Raw genomic sequence first — 14,697 nt, forward strand, 5'->3', positions numbered from 1 at the left:
CTGATATCATGATAATAGTTTGATCATTGAATATCTCGATTATCAAGATAAACTCGATTTTATAGGGAGGACTGTCAGTTGTCAACAAGAAATTCCAGAAGTGAGTTGGAAAAGACTGCTGTTCAGCTTTTTCGAAAACTGGGCACAAGAACGGTTCTGTTTCATCAGGCAGCCGCTCAAGCTCTCGGTCTGTTTCCCACCGATTTGAAATCAGCTGACATTTTAAATGAAGCAGGTCCGATGACGGCCGGAGAACTGGGGAAAAAAACCGGCCTCAGCACGGGGTCAGTCACGGCACTGGTTGACCGGCTGGAAAAAGCGGGGTATGTGGCTCGTGAAAAGGACCCGAACGATCGCAGGAGAGTCGTAATCGTCCCTTTGACTGCTTCGAAAAAACATATAAAGGATTTGTTCCGTCCTTTGTCTGAGTCGACGATGGAGTTGTGCCGCGAATATACGGAAGAGGAGCTGGAACTCATTTTTAGTTTTGTAGGCAAAGCCGCCGATATTATGGAGGAAGAGCTTGAACGTCTGAAACAGTAAGTGAATTTGTGCATAGCTTGGCCCGTTCCCGAATAAATTGTACAAGTTACATAAGAGAAGGGAGTACGGGCCGGTGAACATTTTTTTGAGCTATATTGTGCTGGGACTGTCCTTGTCTGCGCCTGTGGGGCCAGTGAATGCGGCGCAAATAGACAAAGGAATTAAAAACGGTTTTTGGCATGCATGGATTTTCGGTTTAGGCGCCATGACAGCGGATGGGCTGTACATGCTTTTTATCTATTTCGGGCTGTCGCAGTTCTTGACCGCTCCATTTGTGAAAACGTTTTTGTGGCTGTTCGGCTTTTTTGTCCTGACCTATACCGGAATTGAAACGCTGAAAAACGTCAGAGAACCGATGGATGTGCGAAGCTCGCGAGGGAAACCGTCATACAGAAAAACATTCGCATCGGGTTTTCTCATTTCATTGTCAAACCCATTGAGCATCCTTTTTTGGCTTGGAATTTACGGAAGCATTCTTGCGAAAACAGCAGAGGCCTACAATATGAATCAGCTTCTAATCTATAGCTCCGGCATCATGATCGGCATTTTAATCTGGGATTTCTGCATGGCTATCACAGCCAGTACGTTCAGAAACCTGCTTCATGAAAAGCTATTGAGAGGATTGACCGGAATCGCCGGTGTATCCCTCCTTGTGTTTGGCTTTTACTTTGGTTATCAGGGCATCAAACAGTTATTGGGCTGATTCATGAAGGACAGTCACCTTCCGCTTCCAGTTTTAATATAGTATCCAGATGATACTGGAGGTGGATCAATGGTGAATGGGATTTACACCAAAAGTTTTCTGGAACGTAGTCAAGATGAGCTCTCGGAATGGCAAAGAATCGCTTTTGAGCTGCTGGCAGAAACGCTGGGGGACGAAGCGGATATGTTTCCGTGCATTCCCGGACGCCAGGCGTTTCTGACTGATCAGCTTCGGATTGCTTTTGCAGGAGATCCGCGGGAAAACCGTACAGCGGAGGACCTGGCTCCGTTGCTTGCGGAGTACGGCAAGATATCGCGGGACACGGGAAAATACGCATCCTTCGTTGTGTTGTTTGATACGCCGGAAGATTTGGCTGAGCACTATTCGATTGAAGCGTATGAAGAGCTGTTTTGGCGCTTTTTAAATAGACTGAGTCATCAAGACGAAAAAGAATGGCCGGAAGACATTCCGGCCGATCCCGAGCATTATAAATGGGAGTTTTGTTTTGACGGCGAGCCGTACTTTCTTCTCTGCGCTACACCGGCGCACGAGGCGAGAAAAAGCCGAAGCTTTCCTTTTTTTATGATAACGTTTCAGCCAAGGTGGGTGTTTGAGGACCTAAATGGATCAACTGCATTTGGCCGTAACATGAGCAGGCTGATCCGATCTCGTTTAGAGGCCTATGATCAGGCTCCAATTCACCCGCAATTAGGCTGGTACGGAGGAAAGGATAATCGTGAATGGAAGCAGTATTTCCTCCGTGATGACGAAAAACAGGTATCGAAGTGCCCGTTTTCTTATTTAAAGAACATGTTCAACAAAATGAAATAAATCACGAGCTGGCAGGGCGGTCTTTATGACCCTGCTTTTTTTGATAGATTATGGTAACGATGGCGATGATCACGAGAAAACCTATGCTGACGAAAAAACCGGGCCGGCTTGATTTTTCAAACAATGTACCGGACACAGCTGCAGCAATCAGAACCATAGCTAAATAAATTTGCGTTTTTCCCATGCCCTCGGGATCAGTCAGCTTTTTGCTGGAGAACAGGATAAACAGCCAAGTGTATAAAAGCATAAGCCCCGCAGCTGTTGTCATATGCTCATAAATGTTTTTAGGCAGCACTAACGACAGAATAATGGAGAGGACAAGCCCCGCAAACGTCAGCCCAAGTGCCGGCCAGCATATTTTTTTGCCTTCCTTTAGAGTAAAGCATTTCGGCGCGTCGCCGTCATCAGCCATTGTACAAAGCAATGTCGTAACGGCAAAAAGCGAAGCGACAAGGGTCGAGAACCCGGCGATGATGAAAATTCCGTTAAATATATCAAGGATGATCTCAAGGTTATATCCTTTTAATGATGTAATGAACGGACTGTCCTGTTCAGTAAACGCGTGTAACGGAACCAAAAGCAGAGCAAGCCCGATTGAAATGATATAAATAATCGCCAGCGTTGCCAGCATCAGTTTCCCTGATTTAGACGCTTCCTCAGGTTTTTTTAAGTGAACCGCCATCAGCCCCATAACCTCAATTCCGCCAAAAGCGTAAAACGCGTAGATTAAACCTGTCCACAACCCCATGGCGCCGTATGGGAAAAACTCACTCGTCTTATTTGGAACATGTATGCCATGATTTCCGCCGGACAGGATACCGCATAAAGCCAGGATGGCAATGACAATAAACATAAAAATAGCAGCTGTTTTAATGACTGCCAGCACGTTTTCTGTTTTTTCAAAGACGGACAGGCCGGTGAAAATAATAAGGAGCCCCAGTACCGCGTAGATTGAGGCAAACACCCATAGCGGCACTTGAGGAAACCAATGCTTCGTAAATAGCGAAATGGCTGTCAGCTGGCTTCCGGTAATCAGCATTTCTGATGACCAGTACACCCAGCCGTTGCTGAAGCCTGCCCATTTGCCGAATGCTTTTCGGGCATACGCACAAAACGAGCCCTTTTCCGGCTGCTTCGCCGACAGCTTGGCGAGCTGTTCAAAGACAAAATACGTACCGATCCCTGCGATCAGAAATGAAAGGAGAACGGAAAAACCGCTTTTTACAATTGCGATGCTGGAACCGAGAAAAAAGCCTGTTCCAATCGTGCAGCCGACTCCGATCAGTGACAGCTGCCACCAAGCCAGATTCCCTTTTGGCTGGTCTTTTTTTGTTTGGCTCATTATTTATTCAACCCCTTTTATCTAAGGTTAGATTGTGATCTGTCCGAAGCTTATATACATCGGATTTTTGCCTCTTTTTACATGGAGAAGGAAGCGGACGCTCATACTAATGAAAAAAGGAGCAAACCAATGACACAGCAATATATTGTGGAGCCGAAAAAAGGGCTTGGACTGAAGCTGAAAAAGGGGCAGATTTTAAAGGTGGTTGATGTAGAAGGGCAGCAGGTGGCTGATTTTGTCGCATACCATGCCAAGGATTTTTATGAACACCTTGATCAGGGAGCGACGATAGACGCCAATCACTCCATTCATGTGAAGGTCAACGACCATCTCTACTCCAACCTGTATAAGCCGATGTTAACCCTGATTGAAGATACGGTCGGCAAGCATGATCTGCTGCTGCCCGCCTGCCGTCCTGATATGAACAGGCTCTTATATGGGAAGCAAAAGGATGAGTTTCAGGATACGTGCTATGACAATATGAACCGTGCGCTTGAGCAGTTTGGCGTACCGAAGCCTCACATGCATTACCCATTTGCGATTTTTATGAATACTGTCCTTGATGAAAAAGGGAATCTGTCTGTGGAAACGCCGCTTTCGAATGCCGGAGATTATGTAAGGCTCAGGGCGGAGATGGATTTAATTGTCGCGTTTTCTTCCTGCCCGATTGAAAAAGGGAAATGCAATGGCGACAGTGTGACATCCATACGGGTTGAAGTCAGCTGATCTCTCTTGTTCACTGTGAATGAAGACCTGTGCTATATTTAATAGGGATACATAACAGTCATGATTCATTTTCATTGATTTGGGGAAATGATCAGTAACAAGGGAAAATGTACAGGAGGAATGATTGGGATGAGCATGCAGGAAAAGATTATGCGTGAGTTACATGTGAAGCCCTCAATTGATCCAAAGCAAGAAATTGAGGACCGAGTCAATTTTTTAAAACAATATGTAAAGAAAACCGGTGCTAAAGGCTTTGTATTGGGAATCAGCGGAGGCCAGGATTCAACACTTGCGGGAAGACTCGCTCAGCTTGCGGTGGAGAGCATTCGCGAGGAGGGCGGCGACGCTCAATTTATCGCTGTCCGTCTTCCGCACGGCACACAGCAGGATGAAGACGATGCCCAGCTTGCTTTGAAGTTTATTAAGCCGGATAAATCATGGAAGTTTGATATTAAATCGACAGTCAGCGCTTTTTCTGATCAGTATCAGCAGGAAACAGGCGATCAGCTGACTGACTTTAATAAAGGAAACGTAAAAGCAAGAACAAGAATGATCGCGCAATACGCGATCGGCGGCCAGGAAGGCCTTCTTGTGTTAGGAACAGACCATGCTGCTGAAGCAGTGACTGGTTTCTTTACGAAGTACGGTGACGGCGGAGCAGACCTCCTGCCGCTGACAGGCTTGACGAAGCGCCAGGGAAGAACCCTGCTGAAAGAGCTGGGTGCACCGGAACGCTTATACTTAAAAGAACCGACTGCCGATCTGCTCGACGAAAAACCGCAGCAGTCGGATGAATCAGAGCTTGGCATTTCCTACGACGAGATTGACGATTATCTCGAAGGAAAAGAAGTATCAGCGAAAGTATCAGAAGCGCTGGAAAAACGCTACAGCATGACTGAACATAAACGCCAGGTTCCGGCGTCTATGTTTGATGACTGGTGGAAATAAGTTGAAGAAAGTCCGCTCTCGGAGCGGGCTTTTGTCGTGTACAGAAGCTTTATTTGATGCGGATATGATTCAGCTTGACCATTAATCTGTCGGCGAACCTTCGGAGGCTGCCTCTTGTATCAGGATCTAATGGGAGTTCGGCTCTCGCGGCAATGTTCTCTGCCACATCCTGAATCGACAGGTTGTCTGTTTGAATGTGGTCCTCAAAAATGGGTGATGATAAACCTTCAACGCAGCGGTCAATTTGTTTGGCGGCCCATGAGTTTTTTCCTTCTGCTCTGGTGCACAGCCTTTTTAACAAGGTGTCCTTTGAAGCCATTAGTGTAAAGTGGTGAACGATCCTGCCTTCATGTCTGAGCCTGCCGATGATCTCATTGAAGTATTCAGGATGTACAATCGTCATAGGCACAATAATGATGCCGCGGTATGTATCTGTCAGAGAAGCTAACAAACTGTAATTGAACGCCCGCCATAAGGGATAGCTTTGAAAATCGTCCTTTGCGATCTCCTGCGGCACCATGGAGCGCAACGCAAAACCCATTTTCTCGGGATCATACACGTAAGATGGGTTCAGCCTTCTGTGCAGTTCGAAGGCTGTTTGTGTTTTTCCGGAACCGAATGCCCCGTTTATCCAAATGATCATCGCCATTTCTCCCTTCCTATTCATCATACAGAAAAAGACCCTTCAATCGAAGAGTCAGCTGGAAAAACAATAAAGGCGGAAGGTTTTAATGCTTTTTTGCGTCGAAGTATTAAAATATCTGCAGAAATGTTGTACAATGAATGTCATTCAGGCAAAAATGGCTAAACAACAAAGCGCACTATAAGCTTGACCGGTAAAGCCGGTATCTATATAAATATTAGCTAAATAAGCATATAATGAAGATAAAATTTCATTCCTTAGGAGGATTTCGCCGAAGATGAACGCTAAACGAGCCATCCCAGTAAGAGAAAGAAATATCGTCCTGATCGGATTCATGGGTGTAGGAAAAACAACAATCGGCCAATTGGTCGCTAAAAAATTATATAGAGATTTTATTGATATTGACCAGCAGATCGAAAAGGATTTCAATATGTCAATTCCTGAGATATTTGAGAAAAAGGGAGAAGACTTTTTCCGGAAAACGGAGAAGGAATATATTTTAGACATCTGCCATCATAAACGATTCAAAATCGTATCTCTGGGCGGGGGATCTTTTAAACAAGAAGAAATCAGAAATTGCTGTCTGGAAAACTGTCTCGTGCTTCATCTTGACCTGTCATGGGAGAACTGGAAGCAGCGCGCGGATTTATTGATCGAAAGCCGCCCTGTACTGCATAACCGTTCAATGGATGAAATGGAACAGCTGTTTAACGAAAGAAAAGTCATTTATGACAAGCACAATTCAAAAGTGGCAACAGACAACCTTTCCCCGGAAGAGGTTGCCGATTACATTGTTGAGACATTAAAAATTGGCTGGGATCTTTATCAGCCGATGTAAAAAGCCGTGCGCAGCGCACGGCTTTTTTTATCGTTTTATCCCTTGTATCAAAATCGCTTTTAAACAAAAGGAAATGGGCTGTCCGTTTTGGTTTAATGTAATGCAGAACGTGTCTTGTGCTTCGTCTGATGCGTGGTTCAAGTGGGCAATGATTTGTTTTTCCCGGTCAGCGGGAGTTCCGCCTCGTTTGATCCAGCTATCATATTGAATCGGCAAGTTCCACTTTTGGATGTCTTGATAGGCCAGTTGATTGGCGCTGAACATCGACTGCCATTCTGATAATGAGCTTTCTCGAACATGGGAAGGGTCTCGAAGCCGGTTCAAATGATTGACAAACTCATCAAGAACGGGATTTTCAGGCGCGTAATGATCAACTAAGAGAAAACGTCCGTCCTGTTTTAGTACGCGTGCAACCTCTCTGACAGCTTTGCGGACATCTGAAAAATGGTGGGCTGCGTATCGGCAGGTGATGATGTCAAATGAATCGTCGGGGAAGGGGAGTGACTCTGCCGTTCCTTGCTGAAAGCGTACGTTTTCAGCTCCTTTTTCTTGCGCGAAGGAGGACGCAACCTCAACCATCTCTTTCGTCGCATCAACACCGATGCACTCCTGTACATAAGGAGAAAATGCCAGGGCCGTATGGCCGGCGCCCGCTCCGATATCCAGCACTCGATGCTCTGCCCGGCATTCCGCCGTTTTGATCATCAACCCCAAATCTTCCCCCTCGGCAAATACCTTTTCATCCCGATACATCTCGGCGTTTTTAGAAAACGGTGTTTCATTTGTCATTTGAACCAGCTCCTTCTTTTGTAAATGATGATATGGATTATGTTAGCAATTTCTGTTATGATTCGTCCAAGATATAAAAATGATGAAAACGATAGGTTCAACCTATGGAGGCTGAAATGGATATTAAAGTGATGGAATATGCAGCGGAAATCGCCAGGCGCCAAAGCTTTACAAAGGCGGCGGAACATCTTCATATCGCACAGCCGTCTCTCAGCCAGCAAATCAAAAAGCTTGAGGCTGAGCTGGGGCTTACCCTTTTTCACAGATCTCATGGCTCTGTTACATTGACACCCCACGGCAGGCGTTTCATTGAAAAAGCCGAGGACATCATTCGTTCCAGAGATGATTTGCTTCGGGAAATGCAGGAGCGATCACAGGGAATCGGTCATAAATTATCCATTGGGATTCCTGCTGTAACAGGGAGATATCTCTTTCCTCCGCTGCTGAAGCAGTTTTTGGCGCGCTATCCTCATGTGGAGGTTCAGCTTGTTGAAAAAGATCCGGTTTCATTAGAGGAGATGACGGCAAAGGGAGAAGTTGACCTTTCTGTTTTATCCTTGCCGATCGAGGATGAACGCCTCTCCATTACACCCTTGCTCACGGAACCGGTTGTTCTCGCGGTGCCGAAGGAAAAACAAAGGTGGATGCCGCCGGAAATGGTCGCGCTGATTGAGAAAGCGCTGGAAGAAGATGAGGGACGCCAGCCGTGTGTGCCGCTTGACATGGTAAGGAACGTGCCCTTTATTCTGTTAAAAGAAGGCTTCGGCTTTCGCAGGACAGTTCTCGATCTCTGTGCGGAAAGCGGCTTTAAGCCGAATGCTGCCTTTAAGACAAGCCATATTGAAACCGCCCAATCTCTTGTGGCTAACGGATTAGGTGTGACAATGGCACCGAATATGGTCAGAAGGGATAAAGATCCGGGTGTGATCTATTTATCGATTCAATCCGCGCCATCACGAACCCTCGTCTTTGTCTTTTTAAAGAACCGCTATGTCAGTCTGACCGCCCAGGCCTTTATGGAACTAAGCTGGGAAAGTCTTAAACAAACGTTTGATGAAGGCTGTCTGGGAAACAAAGATGAAAATATTTAGAAAACAAAGCCGAAACGTGGTAGTATAGGAATACAAACTAAATCTTATAAAACAAAGGGGAATAATCGGAAATGCAACTATTCGATCTGCCGCTCGACCAATTGCAAACATATAAGCCTGAAAAAACAGCACCGAAAGATTTTTCTGAGTTTTGGAAAATGTCTTTGGAGGAACTTGCAAAAGTCCAAGCAGAACCTGATTTACAGCCGGTTGACTATCCTGCTGACGGAGTAAAAGTGTACCGTCTCACATATAAAAGCTTCGAAAACGCCCGCATTACCGGATGGTACGCGGTGCCTGACAAGGAAGGCCCGCATCCGGCGATCGTGAAATATCATGGCTACAATGCAAGCTATGATGGTGAGATTCATGAAATGGTAAACTGGGCACTCCATGGCTACGCCGCATTCGGCATGCTTGTCCGCGGCCAGCAGAGCAGCGAGGATACGAGTATTTCACCGCACGGTCACGCTTTGGGCTGGATGACGAAAGGAATTCTTGATAAAGATACATACTATTACCGCGGTGTTTATTTGGACGCCGTCCGCGCGCTTGAGGTTATCAGCAGCTTCGACGAGGTTGACGAAACAAGGATCGGTGTGACAGGAGGAAGCCAAGGCGGAGGTTTAACCATTGCCGCAGCAGCGCTGTCAGACATTCCAAAAGCCGCGGTTGCCGATTATCCTTATTTAAGCAACTTTGAACGGGCCATTGATGTGGCGCTTGAACAGCCGTACCTTGAAATCAATTCCTTCTTCAGAAGAAATGGCAGCCCGGAAACAGAAGTGCAGGCGATGAAGACACTTTCATATTTCGATATTATGAATCTCGCTGACCGAGTGAAGGTGCCTGTCCTGATGTCAATCGGCCTGATTGACAAGGTCACGCCGCCGTCCACCGTGTTTGCCGCCTACAATCATTTGGAAACAGAGAAAGAGCTGAAGGTGTACCGCTACTTCGGACATGAGTATATCCCTGCTTTTCAAACGGAAAAACTTGCTTTCTTTAAGCAGCATCTTAAAGGCTGATAAATGTGAAAAGCCGCCGCATATCATCAGGCGGTTTTTTTCTGCGAACTGCCGGAATGAGAACAGACTGGAGACGAATAGATATGAAACAAAGAATCATTGATGAATTAAAACGGATCGAGCAGTCATACGGAGTCAAAATCGTGTATGCCGTCGAGTCAGGAAGCCGCGCATGGGGATTTCCCTCGCAGGATAGTGATTACGACGTCCGCTTTATTTATGTGCCGAAAAAGGAGTGGTATTTTTCAATTGAGCAGGAGCGGGATGTGATTGAGGAACCGATTCACGATTTACTGGATATCAGCGGCTGGGAGCTGAGAAAGACGCTGCGCCTCTTCAAAAAATCAAACCCGCCGCTCCTCGAATGGCTGTCCTCAGACATTGTGTATTACGAAGCATTTACGACCGCAGAGCAGTTAAGAAAACTGCGCACGGAGGCATTTAAGCCTGAAGCAAGCGTGTATCACTATATCAATATGGCGAGAAGGAACGTCAAGGATTATCTACAAGGACAAGTGGTCAAAATTAAAAAGTACTTCTACGTTCTTCGGCCTATTTTGGCTTGCCAATGGATTGAAAAGCACGGAACCATTCCGCCAATGGACTTTACTGTTTTGATGAATGAACTTGTTGCTGAACCCGAGCTGAAGGCTGAAATGGAGACCTTGCTTGCACGGAAAAAAAGAGGAGAAGAGCTTGACCTCGAAGCAAGAATCGATGTGATTCACCAATTCATTGAAACGGAAATTGAAAGAATCATGGAAGCGGCAAAAGAACTGAAGGCAGAGAAAAAAGATATGACATCTGAATTGAACCGTTTGCTTTTGAATACGGTTGAAGAAGTGTGGAAGGATGGAGGAAGCTGATGTTTTTTGTCGCTTCCTTTTCTCCTTTATTCGACAGAATCCCCCGACTTTCTAACTATCTGATTGTGGCAAAACCACAAAAATAATCAGAATCTTTGTATTTTGAGAATATTGTGAACGCCGGTTTTGTCCATTTACAATAAACTCATACAAAAACTTCTTAGATTGCGGGGTGTTGAGGTTGGAAGTGATCACAAGAGATTTTTTCTTATTTTTATCCAAAAGCGGCTTTCTCAATAAAATGGCGAAGAACTGGGGAAGCAGAGTGGCAGCGGGTAAAATTATCGGCGGGAATGACTTTAATAGTTCAATCCCGACCATTCGACAGCTTAACAGCCAAGGTTTGTCAGTTACTGTCGATCATTTAGGCGAGTTTGTGAACAGTCCCGAGGTCGCACGGGAGCGTACGGAAGAGTGCATTCAAACCATTGCGACCATCGCGGATCAGGAGCTGAACTCACACGTTTCTTTAAAAATGACGTCTTTAGGTTTGGATATAGATATGGATTTGGTGTATGAAAATATGACAAAAATCCTTCAGACTGCCGAGAAACATAAAATCATGGTCACCATTGACATGGAGGACGAAGTCAGATGCCAGAAAACGCTTGATATTTTCAAAGATTTCAGAAGGAAATACGAGTACGTAAGCACAGTGCTGCAAGCCTATCTGTACCGGACGGAAAAAGACATTGACGATTTGGATTCTTTAAACCCGTTCCTTCGCCTTGTAAAAGGAGCTTATAAAGAATCAGAAAAAGTAGCTTACCCGGAGAAAAGCGATGTTGATGAAAATTACAAAAAAATCATCCGAAAGCAGCTCTTAAACGGTCACTATACAGCGATTGCCACACATGACGACAAAATGATCGACTTTACAAAGCAGCTTGCCAAGGAACATGGCATTGCCCATGACAAGTTTGAATTTCAGATGCTGTACGGCATGCGGTCGCAAACCCAGCTCAGCCTCGTAAAAGAAGGTTATAACATGAGAGTCTACCTGCCATACGGCGAGGATTGGTACGGCTACTTTATGAGACGCCTTGCAGAACGTCCGTCAAACATTGCATTTGCTTTCAAAGGAATGACAAAGAAGTAAAAAAGGAGAGATTATCATGACAACACCTTACAAACACGAGCCATTCACAAATTTCCAAGATCAAAACAACGTGGAAGCGTTTAAAAAAGCGCTTGCGACAGTAAGCGAATATTTAGGAAAAGACTATCCGCTTGTCATTAACGGCGAGAGAGTGGAAACAGAAGCGAAAATCGTTTCAATCAACCCGGCTGATAAAGAAGAAGTCGTCGGCCGAGTGTCAAAAGCTTCTCAAGAGCACGCTGAGCAAGCGATTCAAGCGGCTGCAAAAGCATTTGAAGAGTGGAGATACACGTCTCCTGAAGAGAGAGCGGCTGTCCTGTTCCGCGCTGCTGCCAAAGTCCGCAGAAGAAAACATGAATTCTCAGCTTTGCTTGTGAAAGAAGCAGGAAAGCCTTGGAACGAGGCGGATGCCGATACGGCTGAAGCGATTGACTTCATGGAGTATTATGCACGCCAAATGATCGAACTGGCAAAAGGCAAACCGGTCAACAGCCGTGAAGGCGAGAAAAACCAATATGTATACACGCCGACTGGAGTGACAGTCGTGATCCCGCCTTGGAACTTCTTGTTTGCGATCATGGCAGGCACAACAGTGGCGCCGATCGTTACTGGAAACACAGTGGTTCTGAAACCTGCGAGTGCTACACCTGTTATTGCAGCAAAATTTGTTGAGGTGCTTGAAGAGTCCGGATTGCCAAAAGGCGTAGTCAACTTTGTTCCGGGAAGCGGAGCTGAAGTAGGCGACTATCTTGTTGACCATCCGAAAACAAGCCTTATCACATTTACGGGATCAAGAGAAGTTGGTACGAGAATTTTCGAACGCGCGGCGAAGGTTCAGCCGGGCCAGCAGCATTTAAAGCGTGTCATCGCTGAAATGGGCGGTAAAGATACGGTTGTTGTTGATGAGGATGCGGACATTGAATTAGCGGCTCAATCGATCTTTACTTCAGCATTCGGCTTTGCGGGACAAAAATGCTCTGCAGGTTCACGTGCAGTTGTTCATGAAAAAGTGTATGATCAAGTATTAGAGCGTGTCATTGAAATTACGGAATCAAAAGTAACAGCTAAACCTGACAGTGCAGATGTTTATATGGGACCTGTCATTGACCAAGGTTCTTATGATAAAATTATGAGCTATATTGAGATCGGAAAACAGGAAGGGCGTTTAGTAAGCGGCGGTACTGGTGATGATTCGAAAGGATACTTCATCAAACCGACGATCTTCGCTGACCTTGATCCGAAAGCAAGACTCATGCAGGAAGAAATTTTCGGACCTGTCGTTGCATTTTGTAAAGTGTCAGACTTTGATGAAGCTTTAGAAGTGGCAAACAATACTGAATATGGTTTGACAGGCGCGGTTATCACAAACAACCGCAAGCACATCGAGCGTGCGAAACAGGAATTCCATGTCGGAAACCTATACTTCAACCGCAACTGTACAGGTGCTATCGTCGGCTACCATCCGTTTGGCGGCTTCAAAATGTCGGGAACGGATTCAAAAGCAGGCGGGCCGGATTACTTGGCTCTGCATATGCAAGCAAAAACAATCAGTGAAATGTTCTAAGCGGGACTAAATGGGCATCCTCCCTGCGGGGGTGTCCATTTCATCCATATACTATAAAAAAGAGGAGGAAGTGCCATAGAAAACACACAGCTGATTATTTCGATTTGTATTTATATGGCGGGAATGCTGTTAATCGGCTACTTTGCTTACAAGCGTACGTCGAATCTGACGGATTACATGCTGGGAGGACGCTCTTTGGGTCCGGCAGTAACCGCTCTCAGTGCCGGCGCTGCCGATATGAGCGGCTGGCTGCTAATGGGGCTCCCGGGCGCCATGTTTTCAACAGGTCTGAGCGGAGTTTGGATTGTGTTCGGACTTTGCCTTGGAGCATGGGCGAACTGGCTCTACGTTGCGCCGCGGCTGAGAACCTATACTGAAAAAGCGGGGAATTCTATTACAATTCCCGGATTTCTGGAAAATCGATTTGGAGATCAAACAAAGCTTCTCAGACTGTTTTCGGGAATTGTCATTTTAGTCTTTTTCACGTTTTATGTATCGTCCGGCATGGTGTCCGGCGGCGTTTTATTCAACAGCATCTTGGGGATGGATTATCACACCGGCCTGTGGATTGTGACGGGTGTTGTTGTGGCATATACCCTGTTTGGCGGCTTTTTGGCAGTCAGCTGGACAGATTTTGTTCAGGGGATCATTATGTTTGCCGCACTCATTCTTGTGCCGATCGTTACGTTTTTCCACACAGGAGGAGCAGGTGATACAGTTGCTGAAATCCGCTCTGTAGACCCTGATATGTTTAATATTTTCAAAGGAACGAGCGTCCTTGGCATTATTTCTTTGTTTGCCTGGGGGCTGGGATACTTTGGCCAGCCGCATATTATTGTGCGTTTTATGGCGATAACGTCCGTAAAAGAGATCAAAAGAGCGCGCAGAATTGGGATGGGCTGGATGATTTTGTCTGCAGTAGGCGCAGTGCTGACCGGTTTGGGCGGAATCGCTTATTACCATCAGCGCGGCATGACACTGAAGGACCCAGAGACGATTTTTATTCAATTAGGGAATATCTTGTTCCATCCGATTATCACGGGTTTTCTGATTTCAGCGATTTTGGCCGCGATTATGAGTACCATTTCTTCCCAGCTGCTTGTGACATCAAGCTCTCTGGTAGAAGATTTGTATAAGTCGATGTTCAGACGCTCAGCTTCAGATAAAGAACTGGTGTTTTTAGGCCGTCTGGCTGTTCTGGCTGTTTCAATTGTCGCGTTGGTTCTGGCTTGGGAGAAAAATAACACCATCCTTGGATTGGTCAGCTACGCGTGGGCGGGCTTCGGTGCATCATTCGGGCCGGTTGTACTGCTCAGTCTGTTTTGGAAACGAATGACCAAATGGGGGGCACTCGCCGGCATGATTGTGGGAGCAGCGACTGTAATCATTTGGGCGAATGCCGGTCTTTCGGACTTTCTGTATGAAATGATACCTGGTTTTGCTGCGAGTCTATTATCTGTCTTTTTTGTCAGCATATTGACGCAGGCTCCGTCACAAGCTGTCACAGACCAGTTCAACGACTACCAAGATACAATGTCACAATAAAGATCGAAAGGAGGAGGAAGGGGCTGTCCCTTTTTCCTCTTTTCTCCTTTTAAGCGGCCATTTTTTTCTTTTGGAAACAAACGTATTTTTTTCTATACAAAAAGACCCCGTATGGATATGATTAAAGTAAAAAAAGTATAG

The 14,697-nt window shown here is 45.8% G+C and carries 15 protein-coding genes; 12 read left to right on the forward strand and 3 right to left on the reverse strand.

Features of this window, described 5'->3' with window-relative positions:
* The first annotated feature begins 78 nt into the window (after positions 1-78).
* The 3 genes from WA279_RS08060 (at position 79) to WA279_RS08070 (ending at position 2,077) form a co-directional block, all read left to right on the forward strand.
* Entirely contained in the window at positions 79-543 is a 465-nt protein-coding gene (locus WA279_RS08060; RefSeq protein ID WP_014475735.1) for a MarR family transcriptional regulator, read from the forward strand.
* Between the two features lie 73 nt (positions 544-616).
* Positions 617-1,246 (forward strand): LysE family translocator, encoded by a 630-nt coding sequence (locus WA279_RS08065; protein WP_003246469.1) that lies wholly within the window; start codon positions 617-619, stop codon positions 1,244-1,246.
* Between the two features lie 69 nt (positions 1,247-1,315).
* On the forward strand, positions 1,316-2,077 hold the full coding sequence (locus tag WA279_RS08070) for a YqcI/YcgG family protein (RefSeq protein ID WP_336154970.1): 762 nt from the start codon (positions 1,316-1,318) through the stop codon (positions 2,075-2,077).
* A 1-nt stretch (position 2,078) separates the two neighbouring features.
* Here WA279_RS08070 and WA279_RS08075 read toward each other — a convergent pair whose 3' ends face one another.
* A complete protein-coding gene (locus tag WA279_RS08075; protein ID WP_336154972.1) occupies positions 2,079-3,419 on the reverse strand; it encodes an amino acid permease in 1,341 nt (446 codons plus the stop codon).
* A 129-nt stretch (positions 3,420-3,548) separates the two neighbouring features.
* Between WA279_RS08075 and WA279_RS08080 the strand changes: the two genes are divergently transcribed.
* A complete protein-coding gene (locus tag WA279_RS08080) occupies positions 3,549-4,145 on the forward strand; it encodes a DUF1989 domain-containing protein (protein ID WP_003246345.1) in 597 nt (198 codons plus the stop codon).
* A 129-nt stretch (positions 4,146-4,274) separates the two neighbouring features.
* Complete coding sequence (gene nadE, locus WA279_RS08085; protein ID WP_336154976.1) at positions 4,275-5,093, forward strand: ammonia-dependent NAD(+) synthetase; 819 nt, start codon at positions 4,275-4,277, stop codon at positions 5,091-5,093.
* Positions 5,094-5,142: 49 nt separating this feature from the next.
* On the opposite strand, the gene tmrB is transcribed toward nadE, so the two are convergent.
* On the reverse strand, positions 5,143-5,736 hold the full coding sequence (gene tmrB / locus WA279_RS08090; protein ID WP_336155217.1) for a tunicamycin resistance ATP-binding TmrB: 594 nt from the start codon (positions 5,734-5,736) through the stop codon (positions 5,143-5,145).
* 277 nt (positions 5,737-6,013) lie between these two features.
* Here tmrB and WA279_RS08095 point away from each other — a divergent pair, with 277 nt between their 5' ends.
* On the forward strand, positions 6,014-6,574 hold the full coding sequence (locus WA279_RS08095) for a shikimate kinase (RefSeq protein ID WP_003246473.1): 561 nt from the start codon (positions 6,014-6,016) through the stop codon (positions 6,572-6,574).
* Between the two features lie 27 nt (positions 6,575-6,601).
* Here WA279_RS08095 and WA279_RS08100 read toward each other — a convergent pair whose 3' ends face one another.
* Entirely contained in the window at positions 6,602-7,363 is a 762-nt protein-coding gene (locus tag WA279_RS08100) for a class I SAM-dependent methyltransferase (protein ID WP_336154979.1), read from the reverse strand.
* A 116-nt stretch (positions 7,364-7,479) separates the two neighbouring features.
* Here WA279_RS08100 and WA279_RS08105 point away from each other — a divergent pair, with 116 nt between their 5' ends.
* The 6 genes from WA279_RS08105 to putP all read left to right on the forward strand — a co-directional run bounded on the left by WA279_RS08105 (position 7,480) and on the right by putP (position 14,556).
* Positions 7,480-8,454: a LysR family transcriptional regulator gene (locus WA279_RS08105; protein WP_335388850.1), complete on the forward strand. Its 975-nt coding sequence runs from the start codon at positions 7,480-7,482 to the stop codon at positions 8,452-8,454.
* A 71-nt stretch (positions 8,455-8,525) separates the two neighbouring features.
* Positions 8,526-9,482 carry a cephalosporin C deacetylase gene (gene cah / locus WA279_RS08110; protein ID WP_335388851.1) on the forward strand — a complete coding sequence of 319 codons (957 nt, stop codon included), beginning with the start codon at positions 8,526-8,528 and terminating at the stop codon, positions 9,480-9,482.
* An 83-nt stretch (positions 9,483-9,565) separates the two neighbouring features.
* The gene (locus WA279_RS08115) at positions 9,566-10,348 is read left to right on the forward strand and encodes a nucleotidyltransferase domain-containing protein (RefSeq protein ID WP_251187286.1); all 783 of its coding nucleotides are present in this window, start codon (positions 9,566-9,568) and stop codon (positions 10,346-10,348) included.
* A gap of 187 nt (positions 10,349-10,535) precedes the next feature.
* On the forward strand, positions 10,536-11,447 hold the full coding sequence (putB, locus tag WA279_RS08120; RefSeq protein ID WP_336155218.1) for a proline dehydrogenase PutB: 912 nt from the start codon (positions 10,536-10,538) through the stop codon (positions 11,445-11,447).
* A gap of 16 nt (positions 11,448-11,463) precedes the next feature.
* Positions 11,464-13,011, forward strand: coding sequence for an L-glutamate gamma-semialdehyde dehydrogenase (gene pruA, locus WA279_RS08125; protein ID WP_003234655.1), 1,548 nt, complete (start codon positions 11,464-11,466; stop codon positions 13,009-13,011).
* Between the two features lie 90 nt (positions 13,012-13,101).
* The gene (putP, locus tag WA279_RS08130; RefSeq protein WP_072173908.1) at positions 13,102-14,556 is read left to right on the forward strand and encodes a sodium/proline symporter PutP; all 1,455 of its coding nucleotides are present in this window, start codon (positions 13,102-13,104) and stop codon (positions 14,554-14,556) included.
* The last annotated feature ends 141 nt before the right edge of the window (positions 14,557-14,697 follow it).

The sequence above is a fragment of the Bacillus sp. 204(2023) genome (genome assembly GCF_037027505.1).
Classification (GTDB): Bacteria; Bacillota; Bacilli; order Bacillales; family Bacillaceae; genus Bacillus; species Bacillus subtilis.